General features: G+C 63.1%; 23 protein-coding genes. 16 read left to right on the forward strand and 7 right to left on the reverse strand.

All coding sequences use genetic code 11. From position 1 onward, the window contains the following. Positions 1-5 precede the first annotated feature (5 nt). A complete protein-coding gene (locus tag RT688_RS16560) occupies positions 6-554 on the forward strand; it encodes a cupin domain-containing protein (RefSeq protein WP_313705950.1) in 549 nt (182 codons plus the stop codon). Between the two features lie 317 nt (positions 555-871). Here RT688_RS16560 and RT688_RS16565 read toward each other — a convergent pair whose 3' ends face one another. The 3 genes from RT688_RS16565 to RT688_RS16575 form a co-directional block, all read right to left on the reverse strand. Beyond that, positions 872-2,710, reverse strand: a complete 1,839-nt coding sequence (locus RT688_RS16565; protein ID WP_313705951.1) for a UvrD-helicase domain-containing protein — start codon at positions 2,708-2,710, stop codon at positions 872-874. Between the two features lies 1 nt (position 2,711). Continuing rightward, complete coding sequence (locus tag RT688_RS16570) at positions 2,712-4,817, reverse strand: ATP-dependent endonuclease (protein WP_313705952.1); 2,106 nt, start codon at positions 4,815-4,817, stop codon at positions 2,712-2,714. 243 nt (positions 4,818-5,060) lie between these two features. Further along, positions 5,061-5,804 carry an alpha/beta hydrolase gene (locus tag RT688_RS16575; protein WP_313705953.1) on the reverse strand — a complete coding sequence of 248 codons (744 nt, stop codon included), beginning with the start codon at positions 5,802-5,804 and terminating at the stop codon, positions 5,061-5,063. Between the two features lie 225 nt (positions 5,805-6,029). Here RT688_RS16575 and RT688_RS16580 point away from each other — a divergent pair, with 225 nt between their 5' ends. The 5 genes from RT688_RS16580 to RT688_RS16600 all read left to right on the forward strand — a co-directional run bounded on the left by RT688_RS16580 (position 6,030) and on the right by RT688_RS16600 (position 10,296). Continuing rightward, the gene (locus RT688_RS16580) at positions 6,030-6,296 is read left to right on the forward strand and encodes a XapX domain-containing protein (protein ID WP_313705954.1); all 267 of its coding nucleotides are present in this window, start codon (positions 6,030-6,032) and stop codon (positions 6,294-6,296) included. Positions 6,297-6,353: 57 nt separating this feature from the next. After that, on the forward strand, positions 6,354-7,046 hold the full coding sequence (locus tag RT688_RS16585) for a hydrolase (protein ID WP_313705955.1): 693 nt from the start codon (positions 6,354-6,356) through the stop codon (positions 7,044-7,046). Positions 7,047-7,144: 98 nt separating this feature from the next. Beyond that, positions 7,145-9,034, forward strand: a complete 1,890-nt coding sequence (locus RT688_RS16590; RefSeq protein ID WP_313705956.1) for an amidohydrolase — start codon at positions 7,145-7,147, stop codon at positions 9,032-9,034. Between the two features lie 9 nt (positions 9,035-9,043). Then, a complete protein-coding gene (locus tag RT688_RS16595) occupies positions 9,044-9,724 on the forward strand; it encodes a YoaK family protein (protein WP_313705957.1) in 681 nt (226 codons plus the stop codon). Positions 9,725-9,729: 5 nt separating this feature from the next. Next, the gene (locus RT688_RS16600) at positions 9,730-10,296 is read left to right on the forward strand and encodes a TMEM175 family protein (protein WP_313705973.1); all 567 of its coding nucleotides are present in this window, start codon (positions 9,730-9,732) and stop codon (positions 10,294-10,296) included. Positions 10,297-10,508: 212 nt separating this feature from the next. Here the strand turns inward: RT688_RS16600 and RT688_RS16605 are convergent, their stop codons facing one another. The 3 genes from RT688_RS16605 to RT688_RS16615 form a co-directional block, all read right to left on the reverse strand. Then, a complete protein-coding gene (locus RT688_RS16605) occupies positions 10,509-11,177 on the reverse strand; it encodes an HAD-IA family hydrolase (protein WP_313705958.1) in 669 nt (222 codons plus the stop codon). Positions 11,178-11,417: 240 nt separating this feature from the next. After that, positions 11,418-11,645 carry a hypothetical protein gene (locus RT688_RS16610; protein WP_313705959.1) on the reverse strand — a complete coding sequence of 76 codons (228 nt, stop codon included), beginning with the start codon at positions 11,643-11,645 and terminating at the stop codon, positions 11,418-11,420. Positions 11,646-11,717: 72 nt separating this feature from the next. Next, complete coding sequence (locus RT688_RS16615) at positions 11,718-12,521, reverse strand: lipid II flippase Amj family protein (RefSeq protein ID WP_313705960.1); 804 nt, start codon at positions 12,519-12,521, stop codon at positions 11,718-11,720. A gap of 330 nt (positions 12,522-12,851) precedes the next feature. Between RT688_RS16615 and rsgA the strand changes: the two genes are divergently transcribed. Beyond that, entirely contained in the window at positions 12,852-13,880 is a 1,029-nt protein-coding gene (rsgA, locus tag RT688_RS16620; protein WP_313705961.1) for a ribosome small subunit-dependent GTPase A, read from the forward strand. A gap of 69 nt (positions 13,881-13,949) precedes the next feature. On the opposite strand, the gene argH is transcribed toward rsgA, so the two are convergent. After that, positions 13,950-15,347, reverse strand: a complete 1,398-nt coding sequence (argH, locus tag RT688_RS16625; RefSeq protein ID WP_313705962.1) for an argininosuccinate lyase — start codon at positions 15,345-15,347, stop codon at positions 13,950-13,952. A gap of 131 nt (positions 15,348-15,478) precedes the next feature. Between argH and RT688_RS16630 the strand changes: the two genes are divergently transcribed. The 9 genes from RT688_RS16630 to RT688_RS16670 all read left to right on the forward strand — a co-directional run. Then, the gene (locus tag RT688_RS16630) at positions 15,479-16,048 is read left to right on the forward strand and encodes a hypothetical protein (protein WP_313705963.1); all 570 of its coding nucleotides are present in this window, start codon (positions 15,479-15,481) and stop codon (positions 16,046-16,048) included. 101 nt (positions 16,049-16,149) lie between these two features. Next, positions 16,150-16,587, forward strand: coding sequence for a GNAT family N-acetyltransferase (locus tag RT688_RS16635; protein WP_313705964.1), 438 nt, complete (start codon positions 16,150-16,152; stop codon positions 16,585-16,587). A 69-nt stretch (positions 16,588-16,656) separates the two neighbouring features. Next, a complete protein-coding gene (locus RT688_RS16640) occupies positions 16,657-17,868 on the forward strand; it encodes a cyanophycinase (protein WP_313705965.1) in 1,212 nt (403 codons plus the stop codon). Positions 17,869-18,097: 229 nt separating this feature from the next. Next, complete coding sequence (locus RT688_RS16645; protein WP_313705966.1) at positions 18,098-18,814, forward strand: hypothetical protein; 717 nt, start codon at positions 18,098-18,100, stop codon at positions 18,812-18,814. 100 nt (positions 18,815-18,914) lie between these two features. Then, positions 18,915-20,231 carry a caspase family protein gene (locus RT688_RS16650; protein ID WP_313705967.1) on the forward strand — a complete coding sequence of 439 codons (1,317 nt, stop codon included), beginning with the start codon at positions 18,915-18,917 and terminating at the stop codon, positions 20,229-20,231. Between the two features lie 33 nt (positions 20,232-20,264). Next, the gene (locus tag RT688_RS16655) at positions 20,265-21,107 is read left to right on the forward strand and encodes a DUF4384 domain-containing protein (protein ID WP_313705968.1); all 843 of its coding nucleotides are present in this window, start codon (positions 20,265-20,267) and stop codon (positions 21,105-21,107) included. 51 nt (positions 21,108-21,158) lie between these two features. Beyond that, positions 21,159-24,158, forward strand: a complete 3,000-nt coding sequence (locus RT688_RS16660; RefSeq protein ID WP_313705969.1) for a tubulin-like doman-containing protein — start codon at positions 21,159-21,161, stop codon at positions 24,156-24,158. Between the two features lie 67 nt (positions 24,159-24,225). After that, positions 24,226-24,954, forward strand: coding sequence for a TPR end-of-group domain-containing protein (locus RT688_RS16665; RefSeq protein WP_313705970.1), 729 nt, complete (start codon positions 24,226-24,228; stop codon positions 24,952-24,954). A 24-nt stretch (positions 24,955-24,978) separates the two neighbouring features. Beyond that, on the forward strand, positions 24,979-25,373 hold a 395-nt coding region (locus RT688_RS16670; protein ID WP_313705971.1), incomplete at its 3' end, for a hypothetical protein.

Consider the following 25,373-nt stretch of genomic DNA (forward strand, 5'->3'; position numbering starts at 1 on the left):
CAAGCATGTCGCGGCTAGACCTAAGCATTATTCCCGTGCTGACCGGCACCAAGTATCCGGACCCATTCGCCGAAGCCGTCAGCGGACGCAGCCGCCAGGCGCTGGGAGAGGCCGGCGGCCTGACCCAGTTCGGCGTCAACCTGGTCGAGCTGAAACCCGGCGCGGCTTCCTCGCAGCGCCACTGGCATAGTCATGAAGACGAGTTCGTCATGGTGGTGTCGGGCGAACTGACCCTCGTCACCGACGAGGGCGAGACCCTGATGCGCGCCGGCGACTGCGCCGCCTTCCCGGCCGGCAAGCCGAACGGCCACCACCTGGTCAACCGCAGCTGGGGCAATGCCCTGTTCCTGGCGGTCGGGCCGAACATTCCCGCCGACCGTGCTACCTATCCGGACATCGACCTGGTGTACGACGGCGCGACCGACAGCTATACGCACAAGGATGGGACGCCGTATCCGAAGCGCGATGGGGCGGCGCAGTCCATGGGCACCGTGGCGCCGGCTCCGCCGCTGGAAGAGCATACGCTCGAGCCGCGGACCTATCGGCATGACTGACGACGCTTGCTGTAGCGATTGCGCGCGCGATTAAGTGGAGACATATACGAACTTTTCCTCATGCTACGTTCACGGCCTTGCCATGGCTGAGGTATTTGGCCGTCCAAACCCACTTTAGGTTGATAAAACAGCGGGAAACCATGCCTGATAAACTGATGGAAAAGTTGCATCATCTACAGCAAGCTCAGGTCTGACATCAATCGAAGCTCGGCCTGACCTTGCTAGCCGTACGCATGCTCTTACAACTTGCTTGGCGGAGGTGCCTCCTCAGGTCCAGCATCATCATTCTTGAGGTAACGTGGGTCGACCCGAAATTCTTACGTCACAATGCTGATTTGATCAGGTCTTAGTAGCTTGTTGTCGATAAGCTCTAAACGAGCCTTTACGGGATCCGTGGTAAACAGTAGAACACGCAGATCCTCCTTCGCGCGTGAAAATGCGACATAGGCGAGTTTCTGAGTCAGGGAGCGCTGTCGTTCAGTGGGTTCTCCAGCGGTAAGTGGCGTCAAAACTTTGTTAAAGCTGTATTGGTTCCACGCGGCCTCGACATCGTCATAGATGACCATAACTTTTTCATATTCTTCACCCTTTACGCCGTGTTGCGTGCTATAAGCCGTATTGTTAGCAATATAGTCGGCGTAGCGGGCAACCGGCTCGGTTGGCATTTGAAATAGGGAGTCGGCAAGCCACTCGGCCTTATCCAGTCCATGAATATCTTCATCGAACGCTTCAATACGTGGAGGGCGGCCAAGATGCTCACACAGCTTCTCAGAAGGCTGGATTATCTGCTTCTCGATACAAAAGCGCAGGATGGCACCAACTTTCTCAGTGCTCCACAAAGCCTGCAGCTGGCCAACTAATGAGTTCGAGGTCTCGATCATCGACTTTAGCGACTTTTCAGCATTTAATCCGTCGACTGAGAAGGCTGGACTTTCACGTCGCAGTAAATTGATAATTTTGCGATCGTCTCCCTGCTTTTGTGCGGTAATTAAAGGGCAAATAGTCGAAAGGAATGGTTTGAGAAGAAAATGCTCGCCAGCCTCGAATGCATCTTGCGCGCGGGATGAAGCATACTCACCTGTGAAGAGTCGGTTGAGTTCGGCAAAGCCCATTCGCCGTGCGATCATTTGCCTAGCAAGGAAGAGTTTCACGACATCACCCCGGTCGGTCCAACCCCAGTGTGCGACTGCTTCGTCCATCTTCCGTAGGGCGCGCTCAATCTGGTCCTCGGAATAACGCTTTCGGGGCTCGGTTGGTTCTTCCGCTTTGATCAGCCGGAATTCGACACTGCCTTCGCACTCCTTATTGTCGCCTGCGGCGTATTGCTCGACGTCTCTGCGATAGGCATTAAGAAGCCGGATGACACTCTTCGAACAGCGGAAATTTTCGGCCTTCGCAATGATTTCCCCACCCTGAGGCGGCGCAAAATTTCCGGCACTCCTGTCGTAGATTTGCTGCCATGGGTCACCAAAGTAGCCGATCATAGGTAAGCCAATGTCGGCACACACGAGATTGAGTCCAGTAACGATACCCTCGAACGTGTCCTGTGCTTCATCCACAAAAATATAAGGAAAACGTAATCCCGTGATCCGTCTAAAAGTGGGATTTTGTTCAAACAGATAAGTTGCAATCTCAATTATGTCATCGTGACCGATGTGGCCCTTGCCGTAGTCACTGAAGCTAGTGTCTTCATATTTGAAGAATCTGACCGAAGCGAGATTGGAAAGTTCTGCAGCCAATCGTACGATTTTGGCGCGGGCCTTTTGGGCCTTCTTGCTATTGCCACCGTTGTCGTCACCCTTAGCCTTTTCGATAAGGGCTGGAATGCGGCTCTCACGTAGCGCCTCACGGATATCGTCGTGGAAACGGCTAATCTGACCCCATAAAAAACCGTGAAGAGTCGAAACCAAATAGAGGTCGTCGAACCCTAGCCTTGTTTTTATTACCTCGACTGCCCGGTTAGTGAAGGTTATACAGGCAATACGCTGTCCATGCTTTCGGAGGGCTCCTCCCTCTTGATCTCGAATTCGACTAAGAGCATCGACGAGTGAACTAGTCTTGCCTGAGCCTGCGCCGGCAATCATCGCAAAGTTGCGACGGTCATCTAAGCATTTGCGGACCAGAGCATCTGCCTTGCTTTCAACCCTAGCGTCCATGCTATGTTCCCGTCGCGACCGCAACTGCTGCCGCCGTTGCTGAACTACTCGGTGGGCACAAGCGCTTTTCAAGCCAACGCAGGCCCTCGGCAATGTAGTTAGGAACAATCCACTTCTCGGTGCAGGCTAAGATGTCCATAGCGAAATCTGTTTTTTTGAAACTGTCCGACCTAATTCGATTGTAGATACTTTCATACGCATCATTTAGAAGATCCGGAATTGTGATATCGATTGACAAGGTACCAGACCGAAGTAGCCAAAAATTCTCATAGGCGATCGCTTCCTCGAGCGTCCTAGGACGAAGCGTCGCAGTGGCAGTGCCATCAGTCACTAGAATATCTATTTGAAAAGCAATGCACCGGTCCCTTTCGGTGTGTTGTTTTTCTGTCGGGGTCAGAGCCATCAGATCGGCGACAGTGTTCTTTCCGCACAGTTTCTTGAGAGATGCGTTGGATGTTCGTGCGCCCACAACGTCTGCCCGACAGGCACTTGGATAGCCCGTAGGAACTACCGAATCGAGATCGGTGATGACAAGGTAGGGAATGTGAAGAAAGCTTAGTAATCCCTCGAAACGGTGGGCATAGGCGCCGCCCACCTCCAACACAGTGATATATGTGGTTCGTAGACGCGCTGCGGCGCTTTCGATCATCGCTGGCATGAGAAGCTTTTCGACAGCGCCTTCAACAAGAATGGCCGCATCTGCGAAGAATAGGTCACAGTGCGTTAGGCGTAGATAGCGTTTGAGAAAGGCCAAAGATTCTGAGGGAGACACAAGCTTGCCCTCGATTGTCTCTGCGTCCGCGTGGAAAGCACGGAGGCTACGGACGACAGATGCGTTACGGATGCCAGACGCGGCTGTCTCGCCATTGATGTGGCAGCGCTGGAAATAGCGCACCTTTTCGAATTCGACGGCCTCCATGATGTGAGAAGAGTGGGTGGTAACTACGAGCTGCGGTAGGAGCTCAGGTTCACCTGATGCCACGGCGGACTGATTGATCACCTCCCATATGTTTGAGATGAAGGTCTGCTGCACCTGAGCGTGTAGATGAACCTCCGGCTCTTCGATGAAGATCATCAAGCATAGCGACCGGTTTTCAGCTGTCATTACCCACTGGGAATGAAAGTGCCGGGCCTGAATGGCCATGTAGATGAGGTTCTTGAAGCCGAGGCCGTTGTAAAGCTCCGGTAATTCATGCTGGCGATTAGGATCAACGTAGAGTAGTTCAGTACTCCCACGCAGCGCAGTTTCAGGACTAAGCGACGAAATAATACGCAGCTCTCGATCATTAATCGATGGGACGCCAAGGTGCTTGATCAGTTTGATTAGCGGGTCGAACTGCTTGGCGTAGTGATCAGTTAGCTGTTTGTTATTCTCATCGATCACATTATGTGCTTCAGCAGCATGACCGATCTGCTCGAGATTCTTCTGGTAAAAGGCAGCAAATGCCGACGAAAGCCGATTGCTGCGACTGTTATCATCGTCGTTGATGTTGCGCTGCGCGTCGACGAACTCCACCCGTATTAGGTGTTTCAAGAGACGCTTGCCTTCGTCAGACTCGAGCTCGCTTGTCACGATCTCAGGTGGAGCCCCGTCATGTGATTTCTCGTCTAATGAGAAATAGCGAACCGCGCAGTGGCGCGCAAGATTTCCATCAAGAGCTAAATATTGAGACAGCGCCTTTGCACGCGTCCCGTCAGCTTGCGCGGGATAGGCAGCGTCATAATGCTCGCGCAGTTTCTTCGCGTCCTCGATTTCATAGGAAAGTCTAATGCCGACACGCGTAAAATCTGAAAGCTTTGGTAACAGCGTGAATACTCTGCCGAAGGCGATGCTTTCAGGATCGATGGTGAACCAGAGATCTAGACTAATTTTGGGGAGCTTATCTGCATCTTCGCTAGCGATAAAGGCGTCAAAATCAGCCATGCGGGCGACAGAGAAATCATGAATCTTGAATTCACGTCCTCCAAGAAAACAACGGAAAATAGCAGTGGCTGATGTCTTGCCGCTGTTGTTAGGCCCAACGAAAATTGACTCCCGCTCTTCGATGTCGATCTGAACATTCTCCAACCGCCGGAAATTCCGGATGGCGACCCCGCTGACTCGCATAAATAAGTTACTCCATGTTCAATGAAAGAGGGGTCAATTTCACTACCCGCCGTCCAGCAACTGATCTTTTACCGTTTCGTCCTAATAGGACTGCCAGAGTCAAGCAGGCCACTTAGGCACTTGGCCTACTGTGCCAATATCTACTCTTAGTCGAGTGTCCGATTCGGAACGACTCAGTATATTTCGGTTTTTATCATTGTGGCAAGCTAAGGGTTTATGGAGGTTTGTAAATTTATAATGGAATTAGAGCGCATTTGCCGGCACGCCGAGCCATGCTTTGATCGCGTCGACCAACGCCTGCGGCTGCTCCAGCGGCAGCATATGGCCTGACTGTTCGATCACATCCAGCGTCGCCCCGGGAATGGCCTCGGCCAGTTCCCGCGTTTCCTGCGCGCTGCGCAGCGGATCCTGCTCCGCGCCGATCACCAGCGTCGGGCAGGTCAGCGACGCCGCCGCAATCCCATCGCGCTGCAGCCCCGACTGCAGCACCAGCGCACCGTAGCCCAGGCGGCTTCCCATTTCCCTGATCCGCGTCACCAGCTCCCTGTCGCCGCGCCGGTCCGGATGCAGCGACTGCGCGATCGCCCCCATGCTCAGGCCGCGGAAAGTGGAAGGGTCGAGCGCCCTGATCGCATCCTGTTTCGCTTTGGCCCGCTCTGCGCTGTCGACCTCGAGCGAACTGGCTACCAGCACCAGCGCCGCCACCCGCTCCGGATATAACTCCGCTACTTTGCGCGCGATGTAGCCGCCCAGCGAAAAGCCGACCAGCACGAAACGCTCCGGCGCCGCCTGCGCCACGCTGTGCGCAATCTCTTCCGTCGTAGCGCCCGGCCCAAGCGGCAGGCGGTAAATCGGCGCCGCCCACTGCAACAACGGCACGACCTCATCCCACAGGGACGCGTCCAGCATATAGCCCGGCAGCAGGACCAGGGGCAAGGAAACGGCGGGAATCTTCATTTCATCATCCAACTCAAACATGGTTTTCATGCCGCAGGCATGAGCGGGCGGCACTACTGTTTTCGATATTCGAAAATTTCGATGATATATCTGCAAATTCTCCGTTTTTCATTTCAATTTTAGCCACGCATAATGACTCCATCGCAGCAAACACGGGGCGATACAGAGCGGCAGGTAGCTCGGCAAATGGTCGAGACGGTCGATGGTAATGCGAACGTATCGGCTTCAAGAACCCAACAGAACGAGGAGCGCACCATGGTCTACCTGATTTCTCTCGGCGCCGGCGTCCTGGCCGGCGTGCTCTACGGCCTGATCAACGTGCGTTCGCCGGCGCCGCCCGCCATCGCCCTGGTCGGCCTGCTGGGCATGCTGGTCGGCGAACAGGTCGTGCCGGTGGCCAAGCGCGTGATCGAGGGCGTGCCCCTGACCCGGGCCTGGTTCGCCGGCGAGTGCCAGAGCAAGATCACCGGCGTCGCAGCAGATGCCAACAACGAAGCCGCCGACGCATCCCGTCAAGGCTGACCGATTTCAAACCCGCCGCGGCAAGGCCCGGCAACGACAATACCAAAGGAGAACACCATGAACAATGCCAAACTCGAAGTCCTGACCCCGGAAAACTCGCAGCTGATCATCATCGATCACCAGCCGCAGATGGCTTTCGGCGTGCAATCGATCGACCGCCAGACCCTGAAGAACAACGTGGTCGGGCTGGCCAAGGCAGCCAAGGTCTTCGGCATCCCGACCATCATCACGGCGGTGGAGACCGAGTCCTTCTCGGGCCGCACCTACCCGGAGATCCTGGACGTGTTCCCGGATCACCCTATCCTCGAGCGTACCTCGATGAATTCCTGGGACGACCAGAAGGTGCGCGACGCCCTGAAAGCCAACGGTCGCAAGAAGGTGATCGTCGCCGGCCTGTGGACCGAAGTGTGCAACACCACCTTCGCCCTGTGCGCCATGCTGGAAGGCGAGTACGAGATCTACATGGTGGCCGATGCCTCGGGCGGCACCACCAAGGAAGCGCACGACTTCGCGATGCAGCGCATGGTGCAGGCCGGCGTGGTCCCGGTGACCTGGCAGCAGGTGTTGCTCGAATGGCAGCGCGACTGGGCGCACCGCGACACCTATGACGCCGTGATCAGGATCGTCACCGAGCACTCGGGCGCCTACGGCATGGGTGTCGACTACGCCTACACGATGGTGCACAAGGCGCCGGCGCGCAACGGGGGCAAGAACGAGGTGCTGGCGCCCGTCCCGGCGCAGGTTCGCTAGGAACCTGAGCAGCAACCGAAGCGGTCCGCGACAAAGGCTGACCGCAAGCCACTCACCATCGCATGCCGGCAGCGCCCGGCGAACCACGGAGTAGCACCATGCAAGCACAGTCCACCAGCACATCCACCGCCAGCGCCGCGCCCCTCATCCTCGTCAACGGCCGTTTCGCCACCCTCGACCGCAAGCGCCCGCAGGCCAGCGCGGTCGCCATCCAGGATGGCCGTTTCCTGGCCGTCGGCGATGCCGAACACGTGATGCGCTTCCGTCAGGCGGGCAGCCAGGTCATCGACCTGAACGGCCGCACGGCGATTCCCGGCCTGAACGATTCGCACCTGCACCTGATCCGCGGTGGACTGAACTACAACCTGGAACTGCGCTGGGAAGGCGTGCCCTCGCTCGCCGACGCGCTGCGCATGCTGAAGGAGCAGGCCGCCCGCACCCCGCATCCGCAATGGGTGCGCGTGGTCGGCGGCTGGAACGAATTCCAGTTCGCCGAGCGCCGCATGCCGACCCTGGCCGAGATCAACGCCGCCGCGCCCGACACCCCGGTGTTCATCCTGCACCTGTACGACCGCGCGCTGCTCAACCGCGCCGCCCTGCGCGCCGTCGGCTACACGAAAGACACGCCGAACCCGCCGGGCGGCGAGATCCAGCGCGATGCCGCCGGCAACCCGACCGGCATGCTGATCGCCCGTCCCAACGCGATGATCCTGTACGCGACCCTGGCGAAAGGGCCGAAGCTGCCCTACGACCTGCAGGTCAATTCTACGCGCCAGTTCATGCGCGAGCTGAACCGCCTGGGTATCACCAGCGCGATCGACGCCGGCGGCGGCTTCCAGAACTACCCCGAGGATTACTCGGTCGTCGAGGAGCTCGACCGCAACGACCAGCTGACCATTCGCATCGCCTACAACCTGTTCACCCAGAACAAGGGCGCCGAGCTGGAAGACTTCCAGCGCTGGACCGGCATGGTCACGCCGGGGCAGGGCAGCGACTACTACCGCCACAACGGCGCCGGCGAGATGCTGGTGTTCTCGGCGGCCGACTTCGAGGATTTCCTGGAGCCGCGCCCGGAGCTGGCGGCCGGCATGGAGGACGAGTTGGAGAAAGTGGTGCGACATCTGGTAGAACAGCGCTGGCCGTTCCGCCTGCATGCCACCTACGAGGAATCGATCACGCGCATGCTCGATGTGTTCGAGAAGGTCAACCGCGAGACTCCCTTCGATGGCCTGCACTGGATGTTCGACCATTGCGAGACCATCAGCGAGCGCAGTATTGAGCGCGTCAAAGCGCTGGGCGGTGGTATCGCCATCCAGCACCGCATGGCCTTCCAGGGCGAATATTTCGTCGACCGCTACGGCGCGGATGCGGCGAAAGCAACGCCGCCGGTCAAGCGCATGCTGGAGAGCGGCGTGCCGGTCGGCGCCGGCACCGACGCCACCCGCGTGGCCAGCTACAACCCATGGACGGCGCTGTACTGGCTGGTGACCGGGCGCACCGTCGGCGGGCTGCCGCTGTACGGCGACAACGGGCTCCTGCCGCGCGAGACCGCGCTCGAACTGTGGACCGCGGGCAGCGCCTGGTTCTCGAACGAGCAGGGCCGCAAGGGCCGCATCCAGGAGGGCATGCTGGCCGATATTGCCGTCCTGTCGGACGACTTCTTCACCGTGCCGGAAGAGGACATCAAGGCGATCGAGTCGGTGCTGACGGTCGTCGGCGGCAAGGTCGTGTACGGCGCGGCCGAGTTCACCGACCTTGGCCCGGCGCCGATCCCGGTGCTGCCGGAATGGTCGCCGGTGCAGAAGGTGCTGGGCCACTGGCGCCGCGCAGCCCCGCAGCCGCAGGCGAGAGTCGCCATGCCGCACCAGTGCAGCGGCCCTTGCGGTGTGCACGCCCATGCACACGACCGCGCCCGCAAGTCGAACGTCCCGGTGTCCGACTTCGGCGGCTTCTGGGGAGCGTTCGGTTGCAGCTGCTTCGCGTTCTGAAGGCCGGCCATGCAGAGCGCACAATTCCAGCGTGTCCAGGGCGTGGGTATGGGCTTCCTGGCCGGCTACGTCGACACCTTCGGTTTCATCGCCTTGTTCGGGTTGTTCACCGCCCACGTCACCGGCAACTTCGTGCTGATCGCGGTGTCGCTGGCCGACCCGACGCAGACGCCATCGCTCCTGAAGCTGCTGGCCTTCCCGGCCTTCATCCTCGGCGTGGCCGCCGCCCGGCTGCTGGTGGCGCATTGCGAGCGGCGCGGCAAGCCGGCCACGCGGCCGGTGTATGTCCTGCAGCTGGTGCTGCTGCTGGGCTTCATGGTGTTCGGCATGCTGGCCGAGCCGGTGGGCCGCCATGTGGGCGCGCTGGCGATGGCGGCGGGCCTGCTGGGTACGGCCGCGATGGGCGCGCACAGCGCCGCCAGCAAGCTGCTGCTGGGCCACCTGGCGCCGACCTCGATGATGACCGGGAACGTGACCCAGCTCGTGATCGACACCGTCGACCGCCTGCGCGGCGCGGCCGACGCGGCTACCCGCGCGCGCTGCGCCAAGTTCTTCTGGCCGGTGCTGGCCTTTGCCCTGGGCTGCGGCGCGGCGGCCTTTGCCTTCGTCGCCTTCGGCTTCGTGGCGCTGGTCGTGCCGCTGGCGATCCTGGCGCTGCACCTGTGGCTGCCGGAACCGGAGGCGGCGTGAGCACGATGCGACCGACCATGGGCAAGGGCAGGCTCGAGGCCTTCAGCGACGGCGTGATCGCGATCATCATCACGATCATGGTGCTGGAACTGCAGCCGCCGCACGGCACCCAAGCCGCCGACCTGGCGGGCGTGCTGCCCGGCTGGCTGCGCTACGCGCTCAGCTTCGTCTACGTGGGCATCTATTGGGTCAACCACCATGCCCTGTTCGACCGGGTGGCGAAGGTGGACGGCGCCGCCCTGTGGGCCAACCTGCACCTGCTGTTCTGGATGTCGCTGATTCCCTGGGTAACCGCCTGGGCCGGGGAAAACCCGCTGGCGCCGCTGCCGGTGGCGCTGTACGGCGCGGTACTGCTGCTGTGCTCGATCTCCTTCATGCTGCTGTCGTGGCGCCTGGACGTGGAAGCGGGCGTACACCCGATGGCCTGGGGCAGCCGCAAGAACCGGGGCTCGATCCTGCTGTATGCGGCGGCGGTCCTGCTGTCGCTGTGGTACGCGCCGCTGGGCGCCGCGGTCCACGTGGTGCTGGCGCTGTTCTGGATCATGCCGGAAGCGGGGCAGGGCGGCTCGTAGGGTGGGCACCCTGTGCCCACGCGTTTCGGTCGTCTCGCCCGGACTCGTGGAAGGAAACGTCGCTCGCACGATATCACTGTGCAGGGTTCACAAGATCATCCATTGGGTGCTGACTGCCGGATGCTTCACGGGCGACATGCCGCGATTACGGGCCACCAGAGACGTGCGTAACGCGTGGGCACGGGGTGCCCACCCTACAAGGCCGTGTCGCTTCAGCCGCGCTTGCGCAGCACGCGCAGGCCGTCCGGCCCGGCCTCGGCGCGCAGGTCGGCGTAGTCGAGCACGGCCGGCACGGTGATCTCCAGCGGATGCGTGTGGGTGACGGTGACGACGATGCTGTCCATGCCGGCGCTGGCGGCCGACTTCAGGCCGGTCAGCGTGTCCTCGAACACCAGGCAGTCGGCCGGCGCCGCGCCGAGCTTGCGCGCGCCCAGCAGGAAGGGATCGGGCGCCGGCTTGCCGTGCTCGACGTCCTCGGCCGCCACCAGCAGCCGGTGCGAAGGCAGGCCGGCGGCGTTCAGGCGCGCCATGGCCAGCGCGCGCGGCGCCGAGGTGACGATGCCCCAGCACTCCGGCGGCAGGCTGGCGATAAAGGCGGCCGCGCCCTCGATGGCCTCGATGTCGGCCACGTCCTCGATCTCGGCCGCCGTGATCCAGGCGGCTTCCGCGATCGGATCGACCCCGGGCAGGCCGAGCTGGCGGATGGTGTCGTGGGTGCGCTTGCCGTGCAGGGTCGGCAGGAAGGTCTCGACGTCGAGACCGTGGCGCCGCGCCCAGGTGCTCCAGACGCGCTCGGCGGAGCGGATCGAGGTGAGCAGGGTGCCGTCCATGTCGAACAGGAAGGCGGCGTAGGCGCGGTCGGGGAGGGTAGTCTTGTTCACTTGCTGGGCTTTCTCGATAGGCGGATCAGCCGGCTAGTGTAGCCGCCCGGCGCAGATCGTGGCGGACGCCTCCGGCCCTAGGGAAGCACTGATTTATTCATGGCAGCGGCCTCGGCCACGAGAAAATGCGTCCTGCTGCGTTGTAAATCCTCGCGATACCCCGGTATCGCTCCGGTTTACGCCTTGCCGGCTACATTTTTCGCGCCCGATTCCTGCGCGCCAGAATAAATCAGTGCTTCCCTAGTTCAGCTTGCGTGCGTAGCGCTCGCGCACCACCTGGCTGATGTAGGTCGACAGGCCGCTGCCCAGCGTTGCCAGGCGCTGCATTTCGGTAATGTTTTCGGCGCCGGCGCTCTGGTCGGTGTAGAGGTAGCGGTCGCCATCCCTGAACTCGACCGTGATCGAGCGCGCGGCGATGTCATAGGCGACGACGCCGGATTCGCCGTTGCGGTTCTTGTAGCGCTGCATGTGCTTCCCCTGCGATATGGCTTACACGGGAGTCTAGCCCCATTGCAGGCGGTCTTCTGTTGGCGGTTCAACTTACAGCGCCTGCGCCACGAAGACGATCAGCATGGCCGAGGGCACGAACAGGAGTTGCGCCAGCAAGGTGCCGCCCAGGCGGCTGCCGACCAGCCAGACGATGGCCCCACGAAACTCCGCCTCGCTGAGCCGTCCTTCGACGACGTCGTCGGTCATGCCCGACAGGTGCGGGTCGATGAACACCGCCATCATGATGGTTGCTCCGCCGTTGATGATCGACGACAGGGTACTGGAAGTCACGCGCACCGCCGGGTCGAGCGCGCCGGCATACAAGGCGGCGAATACGCCCACGGTCCAGAGCGCGCTGGCGCCGACGTTGAGCAGGGTGATCGACCACGACACGCTGCGCGTACTGCGCAGGTTACCCACGTGCGCGGCTGCCGGGAGCGTGGCGGCGTCCTTCACGAAGGACAGGCCGCCCTTGAAGAAACCGTGCAGGATCAGCTTCGGCACCGAGCGGTGGACCTGGAAGTGCTCGACGGCGCGGCAGAAGACGCGCTGGAACGTCGGGATGAGCAGGGCGCCGGCGACGGTTGCCAGCGAGGCGGAGATCAACAGCCAGCGGAAGTCGGACAGCAGGTCGGTGCTGACCGTGCCGGCCAGGTTCGATTCCACGCGCTTGGCGAGAAAGGGACCGAGGAAGGAGTTCGAGGTACGCGAAACCAGCACCAGGATGCTGAACAGGGCAAACGAGACGGCGATGCGCCGGGTCCGTACCCCGGCGATGCGCACCGAATAGGCCAGCGTGCCGATCAGGTGGATGACGAAGGTCAGGAAACAGATCAGCCAGAGCTGGATGTCCATGTGGGGGCGGTGTCGTTGTCGAGCATGCATGCTGACATCGAACGGGCGACGCGGCAACCAGAAACGCTTCGACCGGAAAGACGCAGGCATCTTGACGTTCCGGCAATGCCTCGCCAGAATGGGGGCTCTTTCACACGACCCGGGAGACGACGCATGAACCAGCCTGATACCGTCCTCCGGTCGGCCGCCTGACCCGCTCCCACACCGCTCGTTCATCACGACGATGTCGCGGGCGCGTTAGCGCCGACCTTCCATTCTTCGACACGCTGCGCTTTTGACGCACAGCCGCCTGCGCACGCCCGTTGCGCTCATCGAACTGGAAAACTCGTCATGATCGACATCGACTTCCCGACCCTGCAGGGGATCGGATTCAAGCAGCATTTCGTTTCACAACTCACGTCCAGCCCGCCGGGGCAGCGCCTGGCCCGCGTCACCGCCGTCCAGCGCGACTGGATGACCCTGACCGATGGCCACACATCGTTCAGCGCGCGCCATCTTCGCTATTCCGAGCCCGCCGTCGTCGGCGACTGGGTGCTCGTCACGGATAACGGCGGCGAGCACTGGATCGCTACCATCCTCGAACCCTTCGCCAGGCTGACGCGCCGCACGCCCGCGGGCCGGCAGGTCCTGGCGAGCAACGTCGATACGGCGCTCCTGCTGATGGGGCTCGACAACGACTTCAACCCGCGCCGCATGGAACGCTACATCGCGCTGGTGCGTGCCTGCGGGGTGGCGCCGGTGATGGTGCTGACCAAGGAGGACATCGGCGCCGACGCCGCGGACAAGTTCGCCCAGCTGCGCCAGCGGATTCCGGCCGACGTCCCGGTGCTGGTCCTGCATCCGGCCGGGCAGCGCGACAGCGGCGTGCTGGCGCCCTGGCTGGGCGCCGGACAGACCCTGGTGCTGCTGGGTTCTTCGGGCGTCGGCAAGTCGACGCTGACCAACGCGCTCACCGGCAGCGCGCAGGCGACGGGCGGCACCCGCCACGGCGACGACCGCGGCCGCCATACGACCACGGCGCGCTCGCTGCACCGCTGCCCGGGCGGCGCCTGCATCATCGACACGCCGGGCTTGCGCGCCTGGCAGCCGGATGCGGACGAAGACGCTTTGGCGCTGTCCTTCGACGATATCGCTCTTCTCGCCGGGCGCTGCCAGTTCCGCGATTGTAGCCACGAGAGCGAACCGGGATGTGCCGTGCGGGGACAGGTCGATGCCGACCGCCTGCGCAACTACCGCAAGCTGCTGCGCGAGTCGCGCCGCGCCGAGCAGACGCCGCTGGAGCGGATTGCCGCGCGCGGGAAGTGGAAGACGCTGATGAAGGAGGCCAGGCAGCGCGGGCGGGACAAGCGCGGCGGGTAAGAGCGCAGGGCGAAAAAAAAGCGGCATGGCGGGCGTTGCCGCCCGTCATGCCGCCCTATCGTCGAAATATTATTCCGCGAGTTGTCCGCGCACGCGCTCGATCGCGCGGCGCACCTGGTTCGGCGCGGTGCCGCCGACGTGGTCGCGCGCGGCGACGGAGCCTTCCAGGGTCAGCACGGCGAACACGTCCTCTTCGATCAGCGGCGAGAACCCGCGCAGGGTCTCGAGCGACATGTCGGCCAGGTCGCATTTGGCGTCGTCGCAGGCGCGCACGGCGTGCGCCACGGCTTCGTGGGCGTCGCGGAAGGGCAGGCCCTTCTTGACCAGGTAGTCGGCCAGGTCGGTCGCGGTGGCGTAGCCCTGCAGGGCGGCGGCGCGCATGTTGTCCGGCTTGACCGTGATGCCGGCGGCCATGTCGGTGAAGATGCGCAGGGTGTCGAGCACGGTGTCGACGGTGTCGAACAGCGGTTCCTTGTCTTCCTGGTTGTCCTTGTTGTAGGCCAGCGGCTGGCCTTTCATCAGGGTCAGCAGGGACGCCAGGTGGCCGTACACGCGGCCGGTCTTGCCGCGCGCCAGTTCCGGCACGTCCGGGTTCTTCTTTTGCGGCATGATCGACGAGCCGGTGCAGAAGCGGTCGGCGATGTCGATGAAGCCGACGCGCGGGCTCATCCACATGACCAGCTCTTCCGACATGCGCGAGACGTGCATCATGATGAGGGAAGCGGCGGCGGTGAACTCGATCGCGAAGTCGCGGTCGGAAACGGCGTCCAGCGAATTGTGGCAGACGTCCTCGAAGCCCAGGGTCTTGGCCACGCGCAGGCGGTCGATCGGGAAGGTGGTGCCGGCCAGCGCGGCGGCGCCCAGCGGCAGGCGGTTCACGCGGCGGCGCGCGTCGATCATGCGTTCGGCATCGCGGCCGAACATCTCCACGTAGGCCAGCATGTGGTGGCCAAACGTGATGGGTTGGGCCACCTGCAGGTGGGTAAAGCCCGGCATGATGGTGTCGAAGTGGCGTTCCGCCAGGTCCGTCAGGGCGCCGCGCAGGCCGTTCAAGAGGGCGACAATGTCGTCGATCGCGGCGCGCACGTAGAGGCGGATGTCGGTTGCGACCTGGTCGTTGCGCGAGCGGCCCGTGTGCAGGCGCTTGCCGGCGTCGCCGACCAGTTCGGTCAGTCGCTTCTCGATGTTCAGGTGTACGTCTTCCAGGTCGAGCAGCCACTCGAAGCTGCCGGCCTCGATCTCGCCCTTGATCTGGGCCATGCCGCGCTCGATCTCGGCGCGGTCTTCCTGGCTGATGATGCCTTGCGCGGCCAGCATCTCGGCGTGGGCGAGCGAGCCCTGGATGTCGAACAGGGCCAGGCGTTTATCGAAGAACACCGAGGCGGTGTAGCGTTTGACGAGGTCGGAAACGGGTTCGGAGAAGCGTGCCGACCAGGCTTCGGCTTTCTTGGAGAGTTGTGCGGTCATGGGGGAAGTTCCGGTGTGATTTCTTCGATTATAAACCGCGACGCGGGCCTGCCGCCGGCGCCGGGGGCGGATGACAAGCCGGCCGAAATCGCTGATGATGCGATTGTTAACGCATCGCCCAGGAGAAAGACATGATCGCACGTTGCTTCCCGCTCGCCTTTGCCGCCCTGTGCGCGAGCGCCACCGCCGCCCAGCACCAGCCGCCGGTCCAGGTCCCGGCCACGGCGCTGGCCCAGCCGGCGGCGGTGAAGGAAGCCGACGGCGCCTCGGTCGATGCCACGGTGAGCGCGCTGTACGAGGTCATCTCCGGTCCGGCCGGCGCGCCGCGCAACTGGAACCGCATGCGCGCCCTGTTCGCGCCCGACGCCAAGCTGTCGACCATCGTCCCGCAACCGGGCGGCGGCTTCGCGCTGCGCACGATGACGGTCGAGGATTACATCAGCCGCAACATGAGCGCCTTCAACACGAACGGTTTCTACGAGCGCGAGATCGCGCGCAGCACCGAGGCCTTCGGCCAGCTGGTGCACGTGTTCAGCACCTATGAATTGCTGCGCGCGCCGCACGACGCCAAACCTTTCATGCGCGGCATCAACAGCATCCAGCTCTACCACGACGGCAGGCGCTGGTGGATCGCCAATCTCGTCTGGCGCGCCGAAGACGCCGGCCTGGCCCTGCCGGAGCGTTACCTGCAAAACCGCTGATCCAGGGCTGTTGCGTCAAGGCCGGAGGGCGCGCGCAATCGGAACTTATCGAATGTGCAAACGGCGCTAGAATTGGTTTTTTTGCCAGCTTCTCCAGGCACATGACTACCAACGACTCCAGTTTCGAGGTCAGTACCGACCAGTCGCGGCTCGACATTCCGATGATTTACCGGTTTCTCAGCGAGCAGTCGGGCTGGGCGGTCGGCATCGCGCGCCCGCTGGTCGAGCGGGCCATCGAGAATTCGCTCTGTTTCGGCGCCTACCTCGATGGACGCCAGGTCGGTTTCGCCCGCGTCGTCACCGATTTCGCCACCTATGCCCACCTGGCCGACGTGTTCGTCGTGCACGAGTACCGCGGCCATGGCTACGGCAAGCAGCTGGTGGCGGCGGTGCTGCGCCATCCGAGCCTGCAGCGCCTGCGCCGGTTCACGCTCGCCACCACCGATGCGCACAGCCTCTACGAGCGTTTCGGTTTCACCACACCGCGTCAGCCCGAGAACTTGATGGAGCGATATTTCCCCAACATTTACCTCTCCTGAGCGGTCTCAACATGGCGACATCCTTCTCGAATCAGGCTTACGCTTGTCCTGTCCGAGAAGGAGCGCCGCATGTCCCGGTTCGCTGTTTCCGTCGTCCTGGCTGCCGCCATGCTGGCGGGTATGCACGTGCACGCCGCCGAGGCGGCGCCCAAGGGCTCGCTGGTCATCATCGGCGGCGCGCTGCGTCCGGATAACGCGGCCGTCTGGGAGCGCATCGTCCAGCTAGCCGGAGGGCAGGGCGCCCGCATCGCGGTCTTCGCTTCCGCTTCCGCCAATCCCGAAAAAGCCGGCGCCAGCCTGGTCGAGCGCCTCAACAAGTACGGCGCGAACGCCTTCTTCGTCCCAGTGGCGGTGCGCCTGACCGGCACCGACTACCAGGCCGCCGCCGACAACCCCGACATCGCAGCGGCCGTACGGTCCGCGGGCGGCGCCTACTTCGCCGGCGGCGACCAGGCCCGCATCACCCGCGCGCTGCGCCGCGCCGACGGCGCCAACACCCTGGTGCTCGACGCCCTGTGGGACATGTACCGGCGCGGCGGCGTGATCGCCGGCACCAGCGCCGGCGCTGCCATCATGAGCAGCACCATGTTCGGCCACCCGAAACCGGTATTGGCCACCCTGAAGCTGGGCCTGACCGACGGCCAGGAAATCACGCCGGGACTGGGTTTCATCGGCGACGACGTGTTCGTCGACCAGCACCTGCTGGTGCGCGGACGCTTCGCGCGCATGCTGCCGGCGATGCTGCAGAAGGGCTACAAGCTGGGCCTGGGCATCGACGAGAACACGGCGATGGTGGTGAGCCCGAACCGCGACGTCGAAGTGCTGGGCTACAAGGGCGCGCTGGTGGTCGACCTGTCGGCGGCCAACGCCCAGAAGGGACCGTTCAACGTCAGCAATGTGCGCCTGAGCTACCTCGACAACGGCGACCGCTTCAACATCGCCAGCCACACCTTCACGCCGGCCCAGGACAAGGCCGACGGCCGCCTCGACCCGGCCCGGCCGTATTACCGCGAGCCGCTGTTCTCGGCCGACATCCTCGGCAACAGCACCGTGGTCGACCTGATGGGCAAGCTGATCGACAGCGACCAGCCCGAGGCCATCGGCCTCACCCTCGACAGCCCGCACGGCGTGCAACCCGATCTGGGCTTCGAGTTCAAGTTCTCGCGTACCGGCGAGAGCGTGGGCTACATGTCGGCGGCGACCGAGGCGTATTCGATCTATAACGTGCGGCTGGATATCCGGCCGATCGTGGTCAGGAGGCCGCTGTACCAGTACCGGTGATCACGGGCCGGGAAGTAAAATCGACAACAAGAATTTCTAAATGTCTACATATAGTGACAATTGGATAGTTTCCTAAAAAAAATATCTGCCATACTGCCCAGTCAGCCGAAATGCGAACGCGTGAACTGGGCGGCGTATCGATATCCTTACCTAGACGTCCCCACGTGGTTTTGCGGCGCCGGCCATATAACCAAAAACTGGGGAAAACATGCGAACAGCAAAAACTCGGATGCGAGGCCTTATCCTCGCGGTGATGACATGTGTGTATTCGGTCGGCGCGCTGGCGCAGGAGTCCGCCTACGCCGACCTCGATGCGTGCACGAAGGATGAGCAGATCCGCCTGACGGCAAAGGGCGCGGCGATCGGCCTGGTCACCGGACTCGGCGGTGCTTTATTTTCAGGCAAGAAGGACAAGGCCCTGAAGGCCGCCGCTATCGGCGCCGCTGCCGGCGGCGTGGCCGGTTTCGCCACCGCTTATTACACCGCGATCGACAACTGCAACAAGAAGAATCCGCAGTGGATCACCGAATCGAGCCTGGTGCGCGACCCCTCCAAGAGCTACCAGCAAGTCAAGAAGGAACATGGCTACCAGGCGCGCGAAGGCATCAAGGTGCACCTGAACGACGTGAAGGTGCCGGCCTCCGTCCAGCCGGGCGAGCGCTTTGCCATCGATACCATCTTCGATGTCATGACACCCACTGACGCCGAGACCGAAGTGGTATTCCAGCGCAAGCTGTTTGTCACGACCGATGGGAAGGAAGCGGAAATGCCGTTCCCGTCGGCCAGTTCGGCGACGCGCGTCGTCGAGGCCGGGCGTTCGAAGGAAACCATCCAGCTGCCGACGCCGCCGGATGCGGCCAAAGGCACGACCTACCGCATCGAAATCAGCGCCGCGGCCGGTGGCAAGCCGCCGACGATGCTGTCGCGCAGCGTCAACGTCATCTAATCCAACACCAGCGCGCCGGCCGGCATCCGGTCCGCGTCAGCCGTTCTGACCGGCTGCGTGGGCGGGGCGCTGGCGCGCGCCGGCAATGACTCCATTTTCCATGATCCAGATGCTCATCCGCACCCTGGCGGTGCTGTCGGTGTTGCTGCTCGGTGGCTGTGCCGCCAGCCAGATGCACGGCTACGAACCTACCTATTATTCGTACAAGGTCCCGCAGCCTTTGCTGGATACCATCGCGCTCAAGCTGCGCCAGAATGGCTTGGTGAATGCGCGCCTGACCCGTGACAGCGTCGGCCGCGTGCGCCTGGCCGGCAGCTATGCCAACGAGGACGAGGTCGACCGCGCCTTTGTCATCGTGCAGTCGATCGTCGGGCTGAAGTCGACCTCGCCGTTCTACCCCGAAAACGTCAGCGTGACGCGCTGGGAAACCGAAGCGCGCCAGGCCCTGGCGGCGAACGCGCAAGCACAGCGCACCAATGCGCGCCCGGGCCGCCGCATCGCATTTGTGGTCGGTATCAACACCTTCAGGGACAGCAAGCACTTCAGGCCTGTGCCGGGCGAGGACGATGCGCTGGTCGTCAAGCGCTCGGCCGAAAAGGCCGGCTACAACGTGACTTCCCTGCTGGGACGCCAGGCCACCAAGGCCGCGATCGAGGCCGCGCTGGCCCGTATCGAGAGCGAGCTGCTGCCCCAGGACAGCTTGTTCATCTATATCTCGACGCATGGAACCGCCCCGTTGCCGACACCGCAAGGCGGCGACAGCCGCAGGATGTCGATCATCGCCTGGGATTCGGGCGATGCCGCGATCGACAACAGCACCGACTATTACCTCAACCTGCAGCGCACCGCGGTCTCGGACACGCTGGTCCAGCGCCTGGCGAAGAAGCCGACCAGGAACACCCGCATCCTGATCGATACCTGCTACAGCGGGGAGATGCTCCGGGGCTTGCCGGACGCCAGTGCCGGCTATATAGCCCGCGCCAACAATGGCGTGCCGGAACGCGCGGGCATTTCGCTGGCGTCGTGGACCGGTCCTGCCTATACCTCGAAAGGCATTCGCCAGACGTTCGATGGCGGCGTGCAGCCTGGCGCGGGAAGCGCCGCTCGCGGCACGCTCGCCGACGACCTCGGCACCGAGCGCGCCTACACGATCATCACCGCCACCAGCGAAGGCGAGGAATCGCTGGCGCCGGGCAATCCCGACAGCATCTTCCAGCTCGACGGCCGCCAACTCAAGGGCTCGTTCTTCACGCAGGCATTCTTTGCCTATCTCGACGAAGCCCAGGGGCACGTCGAACCGGCGTTCGAAAAGGCGCGTGAATTCACCAGCAGGAAGGCCGTCGAAGTCACGCGCGGCAAGCAGACCCAGGTCCCGCGTCACTTCGCAACGAAATCGGCGGACCGCAATTCGCTCTGACCGCCGCTCTCTATTCATCCATCAGGACAGCACATGAAAAAAGCAATCACCCTAGCGTCCCTCCTGCTCATGTCGGGCGCTGCCTGTGCCGAACAGGCCTACAGCGCCAAGTCGCTGTTTTTCGGCGAAGACGGCGCGGTCGTTTCAGCCTCGACCGGGAAAAAGTCAGCCGCTGCCAGCCCGGCGCCGGTGCTGGCAAAAAACGACGCCAAACCCAAGCAGAAAAAGACCCTGGCCGCGCAACGGGTCGGCGCCAGCTATTTCATCCGCCTCAAGAACGCGGATGGTTCGACGCGCGACGTGCTGGCCAACCGTACTTTCAAGAGCGGCGACCGCTTCCAGCTGGGCGTGAAGGTCAGCCGGCCTTCCTACGTCTACGTGCTGAACCAGGATCCAGACGGCAATCTGGCGCAGATCTTCCCGGTCGCGGGGCAGGACAACTACGTCAATGCCATGGGAACGGTGTTCCTGCCGTCGCGCGGCGCATTCGAATTCGACGCCAAGCCGGGCGCTGAGCAATTGCTGGTATTCCTGTCCCCGACGCCCATGAAGGGCGGCGTCGCCGGGATCGTCGGCAAGGACCAGCCCGACCTGGTCGCCGGACTGAGCAACGGCGGCATGTGCGGCGTCGACCGCATGGCATCGGCATCGGCGCCCCTCGACGGTCCCGCCTTCGCGTCGAAAGCCATTACTTTCAAGGAAGACGCGCCCGCCGATTGCAAGGACGGGCAACCGGCCTATGCGTCGAAGGCCATCGTGTTCAGCGACGATCCGGAACCGGGCGAGGGCGGCCAGGTCGCCTCCTACGTCGTGAAGAAAGCCAGTGCCAAGAAAGACACGAACCTGCTCCTGAAAATTAATCTCGCTCATGAGTAATGCGCGGGCGTGCCGGGCGCGCCACTGACGACACAAGAAACCAAGGCAACCATGTCAAACAATCACCTCATCATCGGCCTGGGCGGCAGCGGCGGCAAGATCATCCGCCAGATCCGCAAGACCATCGAGCGCAACAAGGATGCGCAGGACCCGCACCGTTCGGCGGCGCGTTTCGGCTACCTCTACATCGACACTTCCACGGACGAGCTGGACAAGAAGGAAGAGTGGAAAGTGCTCGGCAAGGATGTCGGCCTGAACCGTAGCGAATACCTGATCAACACGGCGAGCAATGTCCGCCCCGTCCTCGACGATCCGGCGTCCTTCCCGGGACTGAAGGACTGGATCGAGCCGCGCAGCATTTTCGACTTCGTCAAGCCGGGTATCGCCGGTGCGGCACAGCGCCGCAAACTGGGCCGCCTGGTGTTCGCGCAGAATGCGGCCAGCTTCGTGAAGGCAGTCGAGGGCCGCGTCTCCGAGCTCGAGGCCAGCCCCGGCAAGGTGGGGGCCACCATTCACGTGGTGTGCGGTCTGGCAGGCGGTACCGGCAGCGGTTCGGTGGTCGACGCGGTCGCGCAGATCCGCCACAAGTATCCGAACGATGATCAGTACCGGATCCTGGTGTATGCGCTGCTGCCGGAAAAGAATTCCAAGCGCGTCAAGGATGTCGCCGGGTTCTCGAACTACTACGCGAACGGTTACGCGGCGCTTGCCGAACTGAACGCTATGGCGGTCGGCAAATATCACCCGGTCAATCTGCTCGATGGGCAGCCGCTGCACCACGACACCTATTTCAACGGTTGCTACCTGGTCAATAACGTCAACGAACACAACATCCAGTTCGAAGTCGAATCCGAGGTGCCGAAGATCGTTGCCGAGTTCATCTACCAGAAGACGCTGAACAAGGAATGGGAAGGCCTGGGCCGCGCCGAGAAGGGCGAGAACGACATCAAGAACTTCGAAAGCGACGAGGACATCGGCAAGGCCCGTGCCAAGCTGTTCCTGACCTTCGGCATCAAGCGCGTCGTGGTTCCCGAGCAGGAAATCAAGGAATACCTTGCCTACGGCTTTGCTGAGCAGGCAGCCCGACAATTGATGTTCAATAACTTCCGCCAGGGCGAAGGCTATGCCGACGAAGCGGTCGAGAAGGACTGGGGCTTCGAGGCGCGCAAGCCCGAAACCGCCCAGTCCCTCCTGCTGAGCGACGCCCACCTGCTGCTCGAGACCGGCATCCTGGAGGACGATGCCCGCAACAGCAGCTGGAAGCCCGCCAGCGAATACTGGAAGCAGATCGTCAGCCGACTGGTGCCCGAGATCAAGGCCGATACCGCGCTGGAACAGACCTCCTGGGTCCCGGCCCTGAACACCCGCCTGGCGAAGGTGTTCGACGACACCTATCGGACCATGGGCGGCGTGCGCAAGTTCTACGAGGTCAAGACCAATGCGCGCGTCGAAATGGCGCGCCATATCGGCCGCCACATCGAAAAGGAGTTCTTCGGCCGCTGGAGGGCGGGCAGCGCCTCCCTGATCCAGTTGCGGCAGTTGACCGACGCCCTCATCGCCATGCTCGAAGAGCGCCTGGCCGGTTACGCCGACCGTATCGCGAAGATGCCCGCTGCCGAGCAGGCGGTGCAATTGCGCACCCGCGAACTGAACGAACAGTTCAACAAGGTCGGCTTCTTCGGCAAGCACCTGACCGACAAGCGTAGCGCGCTGTTCTCGGATATCGCGACGCAGTACCAGGAACTGTATGTCTTGCGTACCACGCTCGAAGGCCTCAAGTTCGCGGCCGGCCTGGTCCCGTTCGTGAAGGAACAGCTGAACCACCTGCGCGCCCGCATCGACGAGCTGCACCAGAACCTGGCCGAGTCCACCAAGCGTTTCGGCAACGAGCGCTCGAACCGCCTGCAGCCGCACGATGCGGCCTACCAGAAGCGGGTCTTCGACCAGGACGCCATCGCCAGCATCATGAAGGCGATCACGGTGGACGAGGCAGCCCAGGCTGCCCGTACCCAGCGCGTGCGCCAGGCGATCATCGACCTGGGCGGCACCGACGTCGGCTCCTTCGACCAGCTCCTGCAAAGCCTGAGCCTGGGCAGCATCATCGGCTGCCTGTCCCAGGAGTCGGCCCAGATCGTCGAGTTGGCGCATGCCGAGATCGCGGCCAACCTGCCGCCGGTGCTGCGTGTGAACATCGTCGAGCGCCTGCAGAAGAAATACGACGCCAACGCCGAGGGCTTGCGCGACTTCGTCCGCGAACTCTACGACGAGGCCGGCGGCATGCTGACCTACAACAAAACCGAAGTCGACCGGACCGTGGCCAACAATGCCGGCGGCTCGCAGGGGCGCACGCAGACGGTCGGTGTGTTCGTGCCGGAGTGCGCCCACCAGGCGCCGTTCCGCGCCGCGCTGGCGCAGGTGTTCGAAGACCAGAAAGATCCGGTGTCGGACACCAAGGTCGCCACCGGCCACCTGCCGAACCAGATCGTGATCATGAAGATCGCCTCGATGATGCCGGTGCGCTTCGTCGAAACCCTCGCCGAACTCAAGCGCCATTACGACGGCCTGCTCAAGGATCACAACGAGTCCTTCCTGCTGCACGGCGCGGGCAACGGCGAGCGCCTGCCGTCGCTGTACGCGCGGTCGTCGGCCGAGCTGCAGGCGCAGGCGCGGCGCAAGCCGATGCTGCTGGTGGCGCGCCTGATGGGCATGCTCAAGGAGCGCCAGTGCCGCAGCACGGGCTTGCCGGAGTGGGCTTTCGTCTATCAGGACGACGGCATGCCGGCATCGAAGGTGCTGGCCGGCCGCAGCTGGGAAGAAGTGCTGCACGGCGACCAGTCGGCCGAGCTGGAACGGCACGTCGAGCGCGAAGTCGGCCGGCGCATCGAGGCCGAGTTCAAGCACATCGACCGCAAGAACGAATTGCTGACAGCCTACAAGCAGTTTGCGACCGAGCGTTTCGTTGCCGCCGGCGAGGACGACAGGGATCCAGGCTACGTGTTCCTGCACAGCATGAGCGGCCAGGTACGTTCGATCATCGGCCTGGCGGCTTGACCATTGCACGGCGGTCGGCGAGGGCCGGCCGCCGAACCATCAGATCAACAAGGAAAGAATCCACATCATGGCGAAGTACCAATGCCCCACGCTCGGCGATTGCGAGCGTGCCAATACCGGCGAAGTGTTTGAACGCGAGCCCGGCGAAGACCTGAAGTGCCCCGGCTGCTCGACGCTGCTGGAGCCGAAAATCACGGCCGGCCGCCAGGGGCCGCGCTTTGGCGCGGTGCCGCTGGCCATCGCGGCGGTCCTGGTCGTTCTCGCCGCCGGGGGCGGTTACGCCTATTACCAGGGGGGCGCGCAGGAAACGGTCGTGGCCGCCCAGGCTTCCGGCGAGCCTGCGCAAGCCGTGGCGGCGCCGGCCCCTGCGGCAGGCGAGCGCCAGGTCGGCATCGCGCCCTCGGCCGACGAAACGGCCGTGCTGCGCCGCGAAGGAGAGGCCCATCTTGTCGACGGCAAGGCGGCGCAAGCCGAGGCGGCGGGCAGCAAGGCCGCTGCCAATGAGATGCTGAAGGTCGCCATCGCCAAGATGGCCCAAGGCAAGCTGGACGATGCCGAGAAGGAACTCGCCGCGGCGCGTGAACGTGCTCCCGAGCAGCCGCTGGTGTATTACAACACGGCCGTCCTGCGCCTCAAGCAGGCTCGCACGGAAGAGGCGCTGCAGCAGTTCGAAGCCGCGTTCATGGCCGGTTTCACGCATTTCAAGGAGATGGACGCCGATACCGACCTGGATGCATTGCGCGCCGACCCGCGCTTCGCCGAGCTGGTCAAGAAATTCCGCCCGGCGGGCGCCTAAGCCATGCGCTTGCGTGATTGCGCAATGGCCATCGTTGCGCTGACGATGGCGCTGCTGCTCCAGGGCTGTGCGAAACAGGACGGCAGCCGCATCATCGGACACTGGCGCGCCGAGCGCTTCGAGCTGATGGGCCTGAAGCTGCCGCTCGGTCCCGAGCTCGAGATCACGCGCACCATGCTTGCCACCGGTGAAGCCGGCGTCCAGGTGCCGCTCATCGGCCTGTCCGAAGACGATGACGAGGTGACGCTGGAGACCGAAGCGAACATCGGCCTCAGCTTCCATTTCGTCGAAGCGGACCGCATGTACGTCGAGGTACCTTTCTTCGACCGCATCTACTATCGCCGTGTGGCGGCGGCGCCTGCGCACGGCGCGCCGGGGCCCGCGGCGGTTGCGCCGCCCCCTGCCGCGCCGCCCGCGCC

This window comes from Massilia sp. (assembly GCF_032106685.1).
Taxonomy (GTDB): domain Bacteria; phylum Pseudomonadota; class Gammaproteobacteria; order Burkholderiales; family Burkholderiaceae_D; genus Telluria.